We start from the raw sequence: 15,899 nt of genomic DNA on the forward strand, positions 1-15,899 counted from the left end.
TAGAGAGTGTCGGAGGCGGTCACGCTAGATCCCGAGGTTCACGCCGATCGTGAACGTCCGAGCGCGCGGGCGGTCGAGGTAGTCGACGCCGACCGACGAGATCCCGTCGGCCGAGGCGCCCGGCGAGTTGACCTCGGGGTCGAGCCCGGTGTAGGGCGTGAGGACGAACAGGTTGTTCCCCGTCAGGAAGAGCCGCGCGTTGCGGATCTGGGGGAGCACCTGGCCCAGCCGGTACTCGAACGTGAGTTGGTCGAGCCGGAGGAACGACGCGTCCTCGACGTAGCGCGACGAGTAGGTCGGCGTCTCGACGACGGCCTCGTCGGGGTCGTACTCGAGGTCGAGGAAGTTCCGGTTGCCCGCGATGCTCCGCGTCCCGTAGACGAGCGACGTGTTGTTGAACAGCTCGCGGCCCTGCTCGCCTCGGAAGAACGCGCGGACCCCGAAGTCGCCGAACGCGGCGTTGAGCCGGACGCCGTAGGTGAAGTCCGGTCGCGGGCTCCCGAGCTTGACGCGGTCGTCGTCGCCGGGGCTGTCGGTCGTCCCGACGAGCTCACGGTCGAGCGGGCCGGGCGCCGTGTCCGGGTCCCCATCGACGTCGACGACCTCGTAGTCGTTGAAGATCGGCTTGCCGTCGGCGTTGTACTCACCGGTGAACTCGTAGCCGTAGAAGATCGGGAACTCCTCGCCCGGCGTGAGCAGGAGCGACTGGCCGCCCGACTGGCCCTCGCCCGAGATGTTGCCCGTGAAGAGCTGCGTCGCGCCGCCGAGGTCGAGGACTTCGTTCCGGTTCGTGTTGAACGTGAGGCCGAGCGTGAAGCTCGACGCGTCGTTCTCGAACAGGAGCGCGTCGAGGGCCAGGTCGACGCCCGTGTTCCGCAGCGAGCCCACGTTCTGGACCTGCGTCGGGACGACGTCGGCCAGGACCGGGACGTTGAGGAGCAGGTCGTTCGTCGTGTTCCGGTAGAACTCGACGGAGCCGTAGAACCGGTCGCTCAGGAGCCGGTAGTCGAGGCCGACCGTGACCTCCTCCTTCTGCTCCCACTGGAGGTCCGGGTTGGCCAGCTGGCTCGGCGCGTAACCCGGGACGATGATCCCGTCGATGACGGCCGAGTTGGCCGGGTTCGCCGCCAGCAGGGGGAGGAACAGGTAGTCGCCGATGGCCTGGTTGCCCACGACTCCGTAGCCCGCGCGGAGGCGGAGGTCCGTGACGGCCGTCCCGCCGTCGAAGAACGGCTCGGCCGAGATCCGCCAGGCACCCGAGATGGCCGGGAACAGCGCGTACCGGTTTTCCTCCGAGAACCGCGACGAGCCGTCGTAGCGGAGCGAGCCCGTGAGGAAGTACCGGTCGCCGTAGTTGACGTTGGCGCGCGTGAAGAACGACGCCAGGAGGTTGTCGGCGCGGTACGAGAAGGTGCCCGGGCCGGCGTTGTTGCCGTTGATGGCGACGGTCCCCGACTGGAGGAGGTTGTCCTGGGTGAAGTCGGTCACGAAGCTCGTCGTCTGGACCGACGTCTCGCTCACGTTGAACTCCTGGTACTCGTAGCCGCCGAGGAGGTCGTAGTTCGTGTTCTCACCGAGCTGGCTGGCCCAGGTGAGGTAGGTTGAGATCGTCGCCGAGGTCCGCTCGAGCGTCCGGCGGTAGGCCGATCCGCCGTTCGTGGTCGCCGTGGCGAACTCCTGGCCGACCGGGCTCTGGGCCGGCGTGTAGGCCCGGCGCGTGCCGACCGAGCGGTCGCCACCGACGTTGAGCGAGGCCGTGAGGCCCTCGACGAGGTCGAGTTCGGCCGTGATGTTGCCGAGCGTCCGGACCGTCCGGGCCGTCTCGTCGATCTGGTTGGCGAGGGCGACCGGGTTGCGGAACGACCGCTGGCCCTCGATCTCGTAGTACCCGTCGAGCTGACTGTCGTCGTTGACCGGCGCGATCGGGCGGAACTGGATGGCGTTCTGGAACAGGCCGCCCTCGAACCCACCGACGTCGTTGGCCGCGACGAAGTCGTCGTCGGTCAGCGCCGACGTGAGGTTCAGGCCGAGGCGGAGCCGGTTGTCGAAGAGCTGGTTGTTCGCGTTGAGCCGGGCGGTCACGCGCTCCTGGCCCTCCGAGATCACGATCCCCTCGTTGTTGAGGTAGCTCACGCTCGCCCGGTACTGCGTCGTCGGCGTGCCGCCGCCGAACGAGAGGTTGTGCGACTGGGACACGCCCGTCCGGAAGATCTCGTCGACGAAGTTGGTGTCGAACGCGTTGATGTTGAGGTTGGCGTCGGGGCCACCGAGAATGTCGTCGCCACTCTGCCCGTCGGCGCCCAGAACGCCCGCGTTGTCGCGGACGAACTGGCGGTACTCCTCGCCCGTGAGGACGTCGTAGGTCGAGGCCGCCGTCGAGAACGAGGTCGAGCCCTCGTAGTCGACGGTCACGCGGCCCTCGCCGCCGTCCTTCGTCGTGATGAGGATGACGCCGTTCGCGCCGCGCGAGCCGTAGATCGCCGTCGCCGAGGCGTCCTTGAGGACGGTCACCGACTCGATGTCGTTCGGGTTGATGAGCGTGAGCGGGTTTCGCGGGGGGCCCGACGAGACCTGCCCAGCGCCGCCCGGGGTGACGTTGTCGCTCGAGATCGGGATGCCGTCGACGACGTAGAGCGGCTCGTTCGAGGCCGTGATGGAGGTGCCGCCGCGAATCTGGACGGAGACGGCCGCGCCGGGCTCGCCCGAGTTCTCGATCACGTTGACGCCGGCGACGCGGCCCTCGAGGAAGTCAGTGGGGGCCGTGACGAGGCCCTGGTTCGCGTCGTCGATGTCGATCGTCGCGACCGACGCCGTGACGTCGCCACGGCGCTGCGTGCCGTAACCGACGACGACGACCTCGTCGAGGATGTCGGAGTCCTCTTCGAGGCCGACGTCGATGACGGAGCGGCTGCCGACCGTCTCGCGCGTCTCGAGGTAGCCGAGGAAGCGGTACACGAGGACGGCGCCGGGGCCGTCGACGTCGATGGAGTATTCGCCGTCGACGTTCGTGGCGGCACCGCGTGTGGTGCCCTCGATGGTGACGTTGACGAAGGGGAGGGGATCGCCGCTGGTGGCATCCGTGACCGTCCCTGTGACCGTCCGCGACTGGGCGACGGCCGGGGCCGAGCCGAGTGCGAACAACAGGGCGGCCAGCCCGAGGAGGGTAGCGTTCCGACGCATCGGTGGTAAAGAGTGTGTGTGGAGGTCCGTGCGACGCGCACCGGGCTCGATCGATCGATCCCGGAAGCGCTATCGGCTCGGTTCCGATGTTAAGGGATGGTGGAGCGCTGTGCAAACGCTTACACATGCGATTCTGAACGGTTTAGGCCGGTTTCCAATTTTGGAAGGGCACGTCTCGCCCGCTTCATTTCTTCTGAAAGCGCTTCGATTCCCCTTCCAACGCGGATCCGGGGCTTCGGCCGCCCCCGCCCAGGCGATCTCCCTGGCCGGCCAACCACCCCTCAAGACAAGGGCAAAACCCCGTCCCCCCTCATCGCCACATTCCCGCGCAGCCCCTGTCGAGCTCCGAGCCGTGCGGGTCCGAGGGGGTCTCAGGAGTCGTCGTCGGAGACCTGGGGCGGCCGGAGCGTCGTGATGAGGATGACGCCATTGGCCCCGCGCGCGCCGTAGATCGCCGTCTCGCTCGCGTTCTTCAGCACCCGGATCGACTCCACGTCACGTGGGTTGAGCCCGTCGAGCGCGCCGTCGGCGCCGAGCGGGATTGGGTAGCCATCGACGACGAAGAGCGGGTCGGCGTTGCTGATCCCGAAGGTCTCGGCCCCACGGATCCGAATGACGAGGCTCCCACCGCGCTGCTCGACCTGGACGCCGGCCACCTGCCCCCGGAGCATCTGCTCGATCCGCTGGAGGCTGCGTCGCTCGATGTCCTCGCCCTCGACGACGTTCGGGTCGCTCCGGTCGCGGACGCCGTTCCCCGGCCCGCACCCGGCGATGACGAGGGCGACGAGAGCGAGGACGACGTGGCGCATGACGTCGGAGGCGACTGATGGCGTAAGGTTGGGGATCCGAGCCCGCCGCGCAAGCGAAGACGTCGGCCCCTCTCCGTCAGCGGTCGAGCGCGTCGGCCCGGCCGGCGCCCTCCACGACCCGGTACCTCCCGCCCGGCGCGGCGCCCGCGATCGACTCCTCGGCGCCGCCCGGCCAACGGACGGTCACGGCCTCGACCGCCTCGGCGTCGCCGAGGCCGAGGTCGACCGTGAGCGAGCCGGCCCCGAAGCTGCCGCCCGTGCCGACCGTCCGCGCCAGCGTCCGCGTCGTGCCGTCCGGCCGGCGGACGGTGACGGCGACGCGCGCACCGATGGCGGAGCGGTTCGCGCGCCGGCCTTCGAGCGTCAGCGACAGCCAGCGGGCGTCGGAGGCGGGCCCGTCGAACAGGACGTTGAGCGCGCGGTCGCCCTCGACGGCGCCGCCCATGACCTCGTAGATCTCCTCGTCGCCGTCGAGGTCGACGTCGGCGAACGCGATCGCGTGGCCCTTCTGGAGGTGGCCGAGGCCGGACGACAGCGTGACGTCCTCGAAGGCCGGCGCGCCGGGCGCCGATCGGTTGAGGAACGCGCGGTTCGGGATGAGCGACCGGAGCTCGGGCGCGCCCGTGCCCACGTAGACGTCGAGGCGGCCGTCCCCGTCGAGGTCGCCGACGCCCAGCCCCATCCCGAAGAGGGGGAGGTCGAGGCCGGCCTCGGCGGAGGCGTCGCGGAACGTACCGTCGCCGTTGTTGAGGTAGAGCCGCGTGGTTTCGGCCGTCGGCTCCATCCCCAGCGCCTCACGAGCGGCGTCGGCGGGCGTCTCGAAAAAGTGGCGGACGTCGTAGCTCACGACGAGGAGGTCGTCGCGGCCGTCGCCGTCCGCGTCGAACCAGGCGACGGGGAACGAGAAGTCGGGGCCAGCGACTCCGGCCGCCTCGGCGGCTTCCTCGAAGCGCGGGCGCCCGCCTTCCGTCCGGTTGAGGTACAGCTTGTTCGGCCCGCCGAGGACGCTGACGTAGAGGTCCGGCCGGCCGTCGCCCTCGACGTCGCCGAAGGCCACGCCCTTGACAAACGCCGCCAGCTCGATGCCGGCCTCGGCCGCCGCCTCGCGGAACTGGGGCACGCCGCGCTCATCCGTCCCTTCGTTCAGAAAGAGCTCCGAGGCGTGCGCCGTCGACTCGCCGGTCTGGCCGAGGGCGTCTGGGTAGGCCCCGCCGCTCTCGTTGCCGACGAACAGGTCAAGGTCGCCGTCGCCATCGACGTCGGCGAAGGCGGCCGTCTGGGTCGGGTGCTCGGAGCCGAGGCCGGCCGCGTACGTCACGTCCTCGAACCGGCCCGTGCCGTCGTTGAGGAGCAGCGAGTTGGGCCAATCGCCGACGACGCCGAACCAGCCGCCGCGGAGGACGAGCACGTCGGCGTCGCCGTCGTTGTCGACGTCGCCGTGGACCGTGTTGAGCCCGCCGGTCAATCCGCCGAGGCCGGCCGCCTCGGTCTGCTCGGCGAACCGGCCGCCGTCGTTTTCGAAGTAGCGGATCGGGTCGCGGAGGCCGTAGCTCGTGACGAGGAGGTCGGGGTCGCCGTCGCCGTCGAAGTCCTCGGCCGAGACGCCGCCGGAGATGCCGTCAACGGCCGCGCCGCGGTGGGGCGCGACGTTGGTCCAGCGGGCGTCGCCGGGCGCGTCGAGCCCGTCGATCCGCCACGCCTCGGGGACGCCCTCGGGGTAGCTGCCGAGCGCGTGGTGGGCCACGTTGAGGAGCCACCGGCTGCCGAGGTCGGTCGGCGCGGCCTCGAGGAGATCCGCCAGCACGTCGGCCGCGCGGCGGGCGCCGTCGGGGTCGTCGTGGACGGCGGCGCCGCGGAACGGGAGCACGCAGACCTCGCCGGCGTGGTGGTTGGCGAGGCAGTTGGCCTGCTCGCCGCGCCGGAGGTAGGCCGTCGCGAGGAGGTCGTAGACCGGCCGCGCCGGCCCGTCGAGGGCGCCGACGCCGCCGGCCCGCTCGCCGAGGTCGACCAGTTGGGCGATCGCGGCGTCGGTGTCGCCGGCCTGGAGCCGCTCGCGGGCCAGGTCGAACCGGGCGCGGAGGAGGTCGTCGCCGCGGTACCGGCCGAGTGCCGCCTCCAGCCGGTCGGCCCTGTCCGTGTTGAGCACGAAGTATGGCATCGGCGCGGCCTCGGCGGCGGCGGCGCGCGCCGCGAGGGTGTCGGCCATCCGCTGCGTCCCCTCTGCCCGCTCCGGCGCCGGGTCGCACCCGGCGGCCGCGGCGGCGAGCAGGATGAGGAGCGCGAGCCGAGCAGAGGTCATGCGTGCGAGGCGGGCCGCCTCGGGACCGAGGCGGGCTACCGGAGAGGGACGGCGATCTCCCGCCGAACGTAGCCCGAGCGTCCAGGCGTGCCGTCGAACGTGACGGTGAGGGCGTAGGTGGGGGGCTGCGTCTGGACGGCCGCCCGCAACAACGTGGCCCGCGCGCCCTCCGCTTCGATCTCGCCCACCTCGCGGTCCGTCACGAGGCCGAGCGTGTACGTCTCCCCCGCGCGGCCCTCTAGCACGAGGCGGAGCGCGTCGTCGGAGGCAACGGACCGGAGGACGCGGACCTGCCGGCTCACGTCGCCCGGATCGGCCGGCTCGTAGCGGACGGCGACGTCGGTCCCAAACCGGTCCAGTTCGAACCGGACGTCGGTGCTCTCCGAGGCCGCGACGCGGACCGTCGGCCGCTGCACGTCGCCCTGGCGGACCGTCTCGAAGGGAACCTCCTCGCCGTTGACGGTCGCCCGGGCCACGACGGCGTCGAGCGGCAGGGCCGGGGCGACCTCGACCTCGGCGTCGAGGCCCGACAGGGACACGAGGACCTCCTCCGCGGTGCGCCCGAGGCGGAACCGGTAGGTGCCGTCCCCGGCCGGCGCGTTCGCCACGGTCACCGCGTCCCAGTCGATCGGGAGCTGCGGCGCGACGCGGACGCGCCGACCGCCTTCGGAGACCTCGATCCCCAACAGCCCGCGGACGAGCGGCGTGGCGACCATGGCCTCGGACCAGATCTGGTGGTGGCTGCTCCGCCCGAACGCCGTGTTGTAGTCGCCGGAGAGGAGCTCCGTGACGTAGCCGAGCGCGTCCTGCCGTGTCAGGAGCGCGTTCGCGTAGAGCGCCTGCGCGCCGACGTGCGGCCGGCCGTAGCGGTAGGCGCCCATGCTCGTCCAGCCCGTGAAGAGGGCCCAGACCGAGCCGTTGTGGTAGCTCAGCGGGTCGTAGCGGTCGCTGTCCTTGTCGAGGATCCGCGCCCCCCAGTCGGTCGCGATGCCGCCGCCGCCGACCGCCGTGACGGCCTGCTGGGCGCGGGCGTCGGCGAAGAGGCCCCACCAGAGCGGGACGGCCTGGAGCGCGGTGTTCTCGCGGACGACCTCGAGGTCGCCCAGGTCGCGGTTGGCGGCGCTCAGGAAGCCCGTGTTCTCGCGCATGTCGGCGTCAGTCAGCGGGCCGCTCCGCTCGCTGAGCGTCGGGGCGCCGGGGAACGCCGTGGCGACAGCGTAGAAGCCGTCGGCGTCGTGCCAGTACGTCGCTTCGGCGGCGGCGAGCGTACGGTCGGCGGCGGCGCGGGCCTCGGCCGCGCCGGCCTCGCCGAGCGCGTCGGCCAGCTCGGCGAGGCTCCGGGCGGCCTGGACGAACACGGCCTGCTGGTACAGCTCCTCGTGCGGCGGGTACAGCTCGCCGCCCTCGACCCACCCGTGCCCGACGCCCGTGTTCTCGACGAGCCCGTTGCCGTCGGTGTCGGTGGCGGCCGTGAAGGCGTAGGCGCGCCGGGCCACCGGGAAGAGCTCCCGGGTGAACGCGTCGTCCCCCGACTGGCGCCAGTAGTCCGCCAGGGCGATCACGAAGAGCGGCGTCGCGTCGGCCGAGGCCCAGGCGTAGGGGTAGTCCTCGAACCAGTCGAGGTAAGCGGCAGACTGGCTGATCTCGTGGGGGATCTTGCCGTCGTCGCGCTGGAACTGGGCGAGGAAGGCGAGCGCGTCGCGGGTCGTCTGGAGGTCGCCGACGGCCGTCGTGGCGAGGGCCGTCCAGAGGGCGTCGCGGCCGAAGAACCACGCGAAGCCGGGCCGCTCCGAGTTGCCGGACGTCCGGTAGCCGGCGACGAGGCCGGTCCCGAGGTCGGGGCTCGTGGCGACGCCCTTGTCCATCCCGACCTTCGCCCACGCGAACGCCTCGTCGAGCCGGTCGTCGGGCGTGTCGACCCGCATGGTCTCGTCGAGGCCGCGGTAGTGCGCGGCGGTCTCCTCGAACAGCGCCGGGATGGAGCCGAGGATCCGGTCGTAGGCCGCCTCGGCGTCGGCGCGGCCCGTGGTGCTCCCGGTGATCACGACCGGGACGAGGTAGTCCCGCGCGACCTCGGGCGCGACGCGCATCTCGAACCGCGTCGGGACGTCCTGCGGCTCCTCCTGGTACGGCTGGACGCTCACGTCGACCGCCAGCGGCGAGCCGAAGACGCCGTAGAACCGCTGGGTCTCTTCCCCCGTGAAGTACCGCCCGCGCTCGGCGTCGAACCCGACGAACCCGGTCATCAGGCCGGCCGGCCACATGAGCCCGAGGTCCGGCCGCAGCTCCATCCCGATCGTCAGCGGCCGGATCGCGTCGACGTCGAGGAGCATCACGATCCCCGCCTCGTCGATGGGCGCGAGGATCGTCTGGCGGACGGTGAACGCGGGGTGCGTGTAGACGAGCGTCGTGGCCTCCGGGCGGACCTCGATCCGCCGCATGATCTGGAGCCCGTCCGACGGCACCGGGTAGGCCTCCAGGTTGAACGTGAGGCGGGCGTCCTCGAAGATCTTCAGCGGGTAGACCCACGCCTCGAACGGCCGGTTCTCGTACCCGAACACGGCCGACCGCCCGCCGACGACGTCGAAGAACGCGCCGGTCGTGGTCGTCCGCTCCAGCAGCGGCCCGCTCTCCGGGAACGCGAAACGCGGGACGAGCCCGTCGGGGACCTGGGCGCTGGCGGACACCGCCAACAGGACGAGACACGTGAAGAGCCGCATGGCAGAGTGGAAGCGCTTCCTCCAAGCTAGTGCGTTCTTCCGCCCCGGCGCCTCCACCGGTGCGCCGATTCAGGTCCCGAGGGCGAACAGCGCGCTCGTGAGCGCCCGCAGCGCCGCCGTCGGCGGCGGGCCGGCCCACGCCACCTCGTCGGCGCCGAGCCGCAGGCGGGTGACGACGGCGCCGTCGGTCGGGTGCTCGGCCCCGACGTCCACCGCCTCGGCGAGCCGACCGAGGCGGGCGGCCTCGCGCTCCGACAGCCAGCCCTCGCGGCGCCCACCGGTCGCGTACCCGCCGCGCTCGACCGAGAACGCGCCGTTCGGGTCGACGTCGACCTCGAAGGCCACGTCGTACTCGCCGGTCTGGCGGAGGAGGAGCGGGCGCGTCCAGATCACGCCGTCGGCGCCGAGGGCAGCGTCTCGTCTGTCAAGAGGTACTGTTGGGCGAGGGCCGTGAACGCCTCGACCTGGGTGCGTTCCCACTCGGCGTCGCGGCCGAGTTCGGCGGCGAGCAGCCCGGCCACGCGCGGCGCCATGTCGATCGCGGCGCGGGCGTCCAAGAACAGCTCGCGCGTGCGGCGGGCGAGGACGTCCTCGACGGTCCGCGCCATCTCGTGGCGCGCGGCCCACACGACCTGCACGGCGAGGACGGGCCGCCGCTCGTGGAGCCGCTCCGCCAGCGCCTCGTCCTCGCGCATGAGGGCCTGGAGGGCGGGCGCGTCGGAGCCGTAGGCGCGGAGGTCGCCGAACGCCTCGGCGTTGTCGTGGGCGCCGTGGAGCTGGAGCCGGGCCGTGACCGAGTCGCGGTCGTCGAGGCCGGCGAGCGTGGCGGCCTGGTCGATCGTGTCCTCGGCCATCTTCCGGTACGTCGTCCACTTCCCGCCCGTGATGGTCACGAGGCCCGACTCGGCGATGTGGAGCGTGTGGTCGCGCGAGATCGCCGAGGTGCCCCCGGCGTCGGGGTCGGCCACGAGCGGGCGGATGCCGACGAACACGCTCCGGACGTCCTCGCGGGCCGGGTCGTCGGTGAGATAGCGGGCCGCGTGGCGGAGGAGGAACGCGACCTCCTCCTCGAACGGCTTCGGCTCCAGGGGCGTCCCGTCGATCGGCGTGTCGGTCGTGCCGACCACGACCGAGTCGTGCCACGGGATCGCGAAGAGGACGCGGCCGTCGTCGGTCTTCGGCACCATGATGGCGCTGTCGCCGGGCAGGAAGCGCCGGTCGAGCACGATGTGCACGCCCTGGCTGGGCTGGATCATCGGCCGGACGTCCGGGTCGTCCATCCGACGGACCGAGTCAGTCCACACGCCCGTCGCGTTGATGACGACCCGGGCCGGGACCTCGAACGAGTCGCCCGCTTCGAGATCGGTCGCGACGACGCCCGTGATCTCGCCGTCGTCGGCCTTGAGGAGGCCCGTGACCTCACTGTACGTGAGGAGCGTCGCGCCCTGCTCGGCCGCCGTCTGCGCCATGTTGAGCGCGAGGCGGGCGTCGTCGAACTGGCCGTCGTAGTAGATCACGCCGCCGTCGAGGCCCTCCGGCTCGATGGTCGGCAGGCGCTCCATCGTCTTCTCCTTCGAGAGGTGCTTGCTCTTGCCGAAGCCGGACCGCCCGGCGAGCAGGTCGTACACCTTCATCCCCACGCCGTAGAACGGCCCCTCCCACCACGTGTAGTTCGGGACGACGAACGCGAGGTCGTGGACGAGGTGGGGCGCGTTCTTGAGCAGGATGCCGCGCTCCTTCAGCGCCTCCAGCACGAGCGACACGTTGCCCTGCTGGAGGTACCGCACGCCGCCATGGACGAGCTTCGTCGACCGCGACGACGTGCCCTTGGCGAAATCGGACTGCTCCAGGAGCAGCGGTCGGTAGCCGCGCGAGGCGGCCTCGATGGCGCACCCGAGCCCCGTCGCGCCGCCGCCGACGATGACGAAGTCCCAGGGGTGGTCGGCCGCGTCGATCGCGCGGCGCATGGTGTCTCGGTTCATGGGTCGGTCGGCCTCGGTGGAGATGAGGAGGGGCCCGGTGGACCGGCGGGCGGCCCCCCGGTTGCCCGAGGCGGGCAGAGTCAGGCGTCGTCCTCGGCCCAGCCGCGGGCGCGGTCGAGGGCGCGGCGCCAGTGGGCGTGGCGGGCCTCGGCCTCGTCCGCGGACATCTGCGGCTCGAACCGCTTGTCGAGCTGCCACTGGGCCGAGATCTCCTCGGCCGAGCCCCAGTAGCCGACGGCGAGGCCGGCGAGGTACGCCGCCCCGAGTGCCGTCGTCTCGGTCACCGCCGGGCGGACGATCGGGGCCTGCAGGAGGTCGGCCTGGATCTGCATCAGGAGGTCGTTCGCGGCCGCGCCGCCGTCGACGCGGAGCTCCTGGAGCTCGATGCCGGCGTCCTTCTTCATGGCCGTCAGCACGTCGGCCACCTGGAAGGCGATGCCCTCGAGCGTGGCGCGCGCGATGTGGGCCGCCGTCGTCCCGCGCGTGATGCCGACGATCGTGCCGCGGGCGTACGGGTCCCAGTGCGGCGCGCCCAGCCCGGTGTAGGCCGGGACGAGGTAGACGCCGTCGGTGTCCTCGACCGAGCCCGCCAGCGCCTCGACCTCGGGCGCCGAGCGGATGATCTGGAGCCCGTCGCGGAGCCACTGGACGGCCGAGCCCGTCACGAAGACGCTCCCCTCCAGCGCGTACTCCACCGGCGCGTCGCCCAGCTTCCAGGCCACCGTCGTGAGGAGCTGGTTGGTGGACTCGACGGCCTCCGTGCCCGTGTTGAGCAGCATGAAGGAGCCCGTGCCGTAGGTGTTCTTGGCCATGCCCGGCTCCACGCAGCGCTGCCCGAACGTGGCCGCCTGCTGGTCGCCCGCGATCCCCGCGATCGGCGTCTGCGACGAGAAGATCTCGCCGCTCGTGTTCGCGTAGACCTCCGAGGACGACCGGACCTCCGGCAGCATCGAGCGCGGCACGCCGAGCAAGTCGAGCAGCTCGTCGTCCCAGTCGCCCGTGTGGATGTTGTACATCAACGTCCGCGAGGCGTTCGTGACGTCGGTCATGTGGAGGGCGCCGTCGGTGAGGTTCCAGACGAGCCAGCTGTCGACGGTCCCGAAGGCGAGGTGGCCGGCCTCGGCGGCCTCACGGGCGCCGTCGACGTGGTCGAGGATCCAGCGGACCTTGGTGCCGGAGAAGTAGCTGTCGATCACAAGGCCGGTTTTGGCCCGGACCGTCGCCTCGTGCCCCTGCTCCTTGAGCTGGGTGCAGAACGGGGCCGTCCGGCGGTCCTGCCACACGATGGCGTTGAACACCGGCTTGCCCGTCCGGCGGTCCCACACGACGGCCGTCTCGCGCTGGTTCGTGATCCCGATGGCGGCCACGTCGCGGGGGCGGAGCCCGGCCCGCGTCAGCGCCTCCGTCGCCACCCCGACCTGCGACGACCAGATCTCCTCGGGGTCGTGCTCCACCCAGCCGGGCTTCGGGAAGTGCTGCTCGAACTCCTTCTGGGCGACGGCCTGGATCGAGCCGGCCTGGTCGAAGAGGATGGCGCGGGAGGACGTGGTGCCTTGGTCGAGGGCGAGGACGTACTGCGGCATGGGCGAAGAGGCGAGGGGCAGAGCCTACGCCGCCGCCGCGTCGCCGGTCCGCCGGCGCTATTCTCGCGTGCCCCACCCCTTTGACATGATGGAATACAAGGTCGAAGCCCGGACGTACTACACGAAAATGACGACCAACGCGAACCACATCGCGGAGTCCTCGCAGGAGGAGGTCCAGGAGATCATCGACGGCTACGCGGCCGACGGCTGGCGGCTGGTCTCGACCGACGCGACGTCGTTCGGATTGGCGGTCTACGTCTACCTCTACTTCGAGCGAGACCGGTAGGGCCGGAGCGTGCGCGGGGAACCGACCGTGCTCTGAAAAAGGGCAAAAAAGCGAGACCTTTTCTGCAGTCGAGGGAGAGAGTAGCGTGGGCCACCTATTCGCCCGTGGGCCCATGTCCCGACTCCTAATCGCCGCATCGTTCCTCCTCGCGGCCGGCGCCCCCGCCCAACCCTTCGAGCCCGGGTACGTCGTCGTCGAGGGGGACACGTTGCGGGGGGCCGTCGCGCTCGAGAGCGAGACCCAGAACGCGCTCGGCGTTCGGTTTCGGTCCACCCCGACCGCGACTCCCGTCATGCACGGCGTCGAGGAGGCCTCCGCGTTCGGCGCCGACGGCGGCCGAGCGTACCGCCGCGCTCGCTACCAGACCGACCCGAGCCCCGACGCGCCGACGGGCCGCCGGCTGTTCGCTCGTGTCGTACGTGATGGCCCAGTGGACCTGCTCGCCGCCGAGACGGTCGAGGGCCGACCGACCTTCTTCGTTCAGACCGACGCCGCGCCCATCGGGCTGTACCTCGTCCGTGACGAGGTCGCGACCGAGTCGGGCGTCCGGCAGCGCGAGCGCGCGCTGTTTCGCCAGACCCTTGCCGTCGTCCTGGAGGGTCCTTGTGCGGCCGCGCTCGACATCCCCACCCTCGCGTACACCGAGCCCGCGCTGACCGACGCGATCGACACGTACAACGAGTGCGCGGACCCGGGGTACACCGCTTCGGCCTCTCGGGCCGTGCGAACCCCCATCCGCGTCCGGTTCGAGGGTGGGCTCGACGCCGCCACCGGCTCTCTCGAGCGCGTGTCCGAACCGCCCGGCACGCCCGACGAGCCCGCCCTCGGCGCTCTCCGAGCGCGGGCTGCGCTCGAGGTGGCGCCGCCGTTCTTCGCCGGCGAGATCCGGCCGGTCCTCGGCCTCGAGTACGAGCGGGACGTCGTCCGGTTGGTGACGGGCGCGCGAGGCCGCGACGTGACGGCCTACGACCTGCTCCACGTGCGGCTCGGCGTCCGGTTCGCACCCGAGGTCGCCGGCGGGCGCGTCCGACTCGGAGCCGGCCTCCTCAGCGGGTACACGCTCGACCGCGTGGTCGCGTCCGACGTCGACGTCGACGCCCGCGAGGATGTCGTCCGGTTCGTCGACCGGCGGGACTTCGAGGCCAGCGTCGGGCAGTATGTGGAGTTCGGCCTCCGGCCGGCGGCGGTGCCCGTGGAACTCGCCGTGCGGACGCAGCGGACCCTCTTTACAAGCGAGAACCCGTTCGTCGCCTTTACCGGCCAGTACGAGGTCCGGTCGCTGAGCGCCGGCCTCACCGTCCGGCTGTAAGCCCCGGCCCGACGACCGCGCCCGCCCACGGCCCGAGGCAGAAGACCTCGCCCACGGGCTCCACCTCCCGGTCGTGCGTCGCCAGCGCGACCGGCGCGCCGCGGTACGCCTCGGGGACGGCCACCTCGACGTCGTCGTCGCCAAAGTGGAGCAGGACGAGCCGGCGGTCGTCGCCTTCAGCGCGTTCGAACCCGAACACGCCCTCGGGCACGTCGTCCAGTGGGCGGTAGCTCCCGGCCTGGAGCGCGGGCGACGCGTTGCGCACGGCGAGCGCACGCCGGTAGAAGCTCAAGACCGAGTCGGGGTCGGCCGCCTCGGCAGCGACGTTGACCGACTCATGGTCCGGGTGGAGCGGGAGCCAGTAGTCCGACGGGCCCGCGCCCTCCGAAAAGCCGGCGCCGGGCGAGGCGTCCCAGGCCATTGGCGTGCGGCAGCCGTCGCGGCCCAGCTCCGGCACCCCGCTCCGAAAACCCCACGGGTCGACGCGCCGGTCAAGCGGCACGTCGACCTCCTCCATGCCGAGCTCGTCGCCGTAGTAGAGGGTCGGGGCGCCGCGGAGCGTGAGGAGGAGCATCCCCGCGAGGCAGACCGACTCCGGCCCGAGGCGCGTCGCGAGGCGCCGCTCGTCGTGGTTGCCGAGGACGTAGTTCGGCCACGCGCCGTCGGGCAGCACCGCCTCGATCGCGTCGACGTGGGCGCGGACGCCGGCGGCCGTCCACGGCGTGTTCAACAAACCGAAGTTGAACGGCATGTGGAGCCCGCTGAGCCCGCCCGCCTCGGTCGGCGTACCGTAGTAGCTGGCCCAGCGCCCGAGGTCGTCGTACTCGTGGATCTCGCCGATCGTGACCCGCTCCTGCGCGTCGAACCCGTCGACCGTCTGGCGGAACCGCGCGAACGCCTCGTGGACGTCCGGGTGCGCCTTGTCGTGGACGTGGACGAGCGTGTCGTACGCCCCCATCGGCTTGTGGAACCCGCCCGCGTCCTCGGCGAGCGGGTTGTCCCGGAGCTCCGGGTCCTTCAGGATGGCGTGCGCCACGTCGATCCGGAAGCCGTCGACCCCACGCGCCATCCAGAACCGGAGCGTGTCCATCATCTCGTCGACGACGGCCGGATTGCGCCAGTTGAGGTCGGGCTGCTCCTTCAGGAACGAGTGGAGGTAGGACTGGCCCGTCGCCTCGTCGAGCGTCCAGGCCGGGCCGCCGAAGTGGCTCAGCCAGTTGTTCGGCGGCGAGCCGTCGGGCTTCGGGTCGCGCCAGACGTACCAGTCGCGTTTCGGGTTGTCGCGTGACTGGCGACTCTCCACGAACCACGGGTGCTGATCGGACGAGTGGTTCGGCACGAAGTCGACGATGAGCTTCAGCCCGAGGTCGTGCGCGCGCGCCGCCAGCCGGTCGAAGTCGTCCAGCGTCCCGTACTGCGGGTCGACGCCGCGGTAGTCGCTCACGTCATACCCAAAATCGGCCTGGGGCGAGGGGTAGAACGGGCTGAGCCAGACCGCGCCCACGCCGAGGTCGGCGAGGTAGCCCAGCTTCTCCGTGATCCCCGCGAGGTCGCCGACGCCGTCGCCGTCGCCGTCGCGGAAGGAGCGGGGGTAGATCTGGTAGACGACGGCCGTCTGCCACCACGGGCGGTCCATACGGGTCGAGGTGTCGGGGGTTGGGGATCGGAAGATGGAGCGGCCGTCGCGATCCGGCCGCATGGCCTCGCCCGCCTCGCCCCTTCGGCGTCCCT

At 71.7% G+C, this 15,899-nt stretch carries 10 protein-coding genes; 2 read left to right on the top strand and 8 right to left on the bottom strand.

Annotated elements, in window-relative coordinates; translation table 11 throughout:
• Positions 1 to 24 precede the first annotated feature (24 nt).
• From BSZ37_RS02695 to glpK, 7 genes are all read right to left on the bottom strand, one after another.
• A complete protein-coding gene (locus BSZ37_RS02695) occupies positions 25 to 3,180 on the bottom strand; it encodes a SusC/RagA family TonB-linked outer membrane protein (RefSeq protein ID WP_095509063.1) in 3,156 nt (1,051 codons plus the stop codon).
• Positions 3,181 to 3,551: 371 nt separating this feature from the next.
• Positions 3,552 to 3,989 (bottom strand): TonB-dependent receptor plug domain-containing protein, encoded by a 438-nt coding sequence (locus BSZ37_RS02700; protein ID WP_095509064.1) that lies wholly within the window; start codon positions 3,987 to 3,989, stop codon positions 3,552 to 3,554.
• A gap of 76 nt (positions 3,990 to 4,065) precedes the next feature.
• Positions 4,066 to 6,288 (bottom strand): CRTAC1 family protein, encoded by a 2,223-nt coding sequence (locus BSZ37_RS02705; RefSeq protein ID WP_095509065.1) that lies wholly within the window; start codon positions 6,286 to 6,288, stop codon positions 4,066 to 4,068.
• 35 nt (positions 6,289 to 6,323) lie between these two features.
• A complete protein-coding gene (locus BSZ37_RS02710) occupies positions 6,324 to 9,008 on the bottom strand; it encodes an amylo-alpha-1,6-glucosidase (RefSeq protein WP_095509066.1) in 2,685 nt (894 codons plus the stop codon).
• Between the two features lie 69 nt (positions 9,009 to 9,077).
• The gene (locus BSZ37_RS02715; RefSeq protein ID WP_095509067.1) at positions 9,078 to 9,401 is read right to left on the bottom strand and encodes a hypothetical protein; all 324 of its coding nucleotides are present in this window, start codon (positions 9,399 to 9,401) and stop codon (positions 9,078 to 9,080) included.
• Positions 9,398 to 10,990 carry a glycerol-3-phosphate dehydrogenase/oxidase gene (locus tag BSZ37_RS02720; protein ID WP_095509068.1) on the bottom strand — a complete coding sequence of 531 codons (1,593 nt, stop codon included), beginning with the start codon at positions 10,988 to 10,990 and terminating at the stop codon, positions 9,398 to 9,400. The genes BSZ37_RS02715 and BSZ37_RS02720 overlap by 4 nt, the downstream gene beginning before the upstream one ends.
• An 80-nt stretch (positions 10,991 to 11,070) precedes the next feature.
• Positions 11,071 to 12,573: a glycerol kinase GlpK gene (glpK, locus tag BSZ37_RS02725; protein WP_095509069.1), complete on the bottom strand. Its 1,503-nt coding sequence runs from the start codon at positions 12,571 to 12,573 to the stop codon at positions 11,071 to 11,073.
• A 67-nt stretch (positions 12,574 to 12,640) separates the two neighbouring features.
• Here glpK and BSZ37_RS02730 point away from each other — a divergent pair, with 67 nt between their 5' ends.
• Complete coding sequence (locus tag BSZ37_RS02730) at positions 12,641 to 12,859, top strand: DUF4177 domain-containing protein (RefSeq protein WP_218830373.1); 219 nt, start codon at positions 12,641 to 12,643, stop codon at positions 12,857 to 12,859.
• Positions 12,860 to 12,971: 112 nt separating this feature from the next.
• Positions 12,972 to 14,168, top strand: a complete 1,197-nt coding sequence (locus BSZ37_RS02735; protein ID WP_095509071.1) for a hypothetical protein — start codon at positions 12,972 to 12,974, stop codon at positions 14,166 to 14,168.
• Here BSZ37_RS02735 and BSZ37_RS02740 read toward each other — a convergent pair.
• The gene (locus BSZ37_RS02740; protein WP_095509072.1) at positions 14,152 to 15,804 is read right to left on the bottom strand and encodes an alpha-amylase family glycosyl hydrolase; all 1,653 of its coding nucleotides are present in this window, start codon (positions 15,802 to 15,804) and stop codon (positions 14,152 to 14,154) included. The genes BSZ37_RS02735 and BSZ37_RS02740 overlap by 17 nt on opposite strands.
• Between the last annotated feature and the right edge of the window lie 95 nt (positions 15,805 to 15,899).

The sequence above is a fragment of the Rubrivirga marina genome, assembly GCF_002283365.1.
GTDB classification, from domain to species: domain Bacteria; phylum Bacteroidota; class Rhodothermia; order Rhodothermales; family Rubricoccaceae; genus Rubrivirga; species Rubrivirga marina.

Excerpts from the sequence above, each read along its gene's own strand:
- BSZ37_RS02705 (WP_095509065.1), bottom strand. The coding sequence starts at position 6,288 with ATGACCTCTGCTCGGCTCGCGCTCCTCATCCTGCTCGCCGCCGCGGCC.
- BSZ37_RS02700 (WP_095509064.1), bottom strand. The coding sequence starts at position 3,989 with ATGCGCCACGTCGTCCTCGCTCTCGTCGCCCTCGTCATCGCCGGGTGC.
- BSZ37_RS02695 (WP_095509063.1), bottom strand. The coding sequence starts at position 3,180 with ATGCGTCGGAACGCTACCCTCCTCGGGCTGGCCGCCCTGTTGTTCGCA.
- glpK (WP_095509069.1), bottom strand. The coding sequence starts at position 12,573 with ATGCCGCAGTACGTCCTCGCCCTCGACCAAGGCACCACGTCCTCCCGC.
- BSZ37_RS02720 (WP_095509068.1), bottom strand. The coding sequence starts at position 10,990 with ATGAACCGAGACACCATGCGCCGCGCGATCGACGCGGCCGACCACCCC.
- BSZ37_RS02710 (WP_095509066.1), bottom strand. The coding sequence starts at position 9,008 with ATGCGGCTCTTCACGTGTCTCGTCCTGTTGGCGGTGTCCGCCAGCGCC.
- BSZ37_RS02740 (WP_095509072.1), bottom strand. The coding sequence starts at position 15,804 with ATGGACCGCCCGTGGTGGCAGACGGCCGTCGTCTACCAGATCTACCCC.
- BSZ37_RS02735 (WP_095509071.1), top strand. The coding sequence starts at position 12,972 with ATGTCCCGACTCCTAATCGCCGCATCGTTCCTCCTCGCGGCCGGCGCC.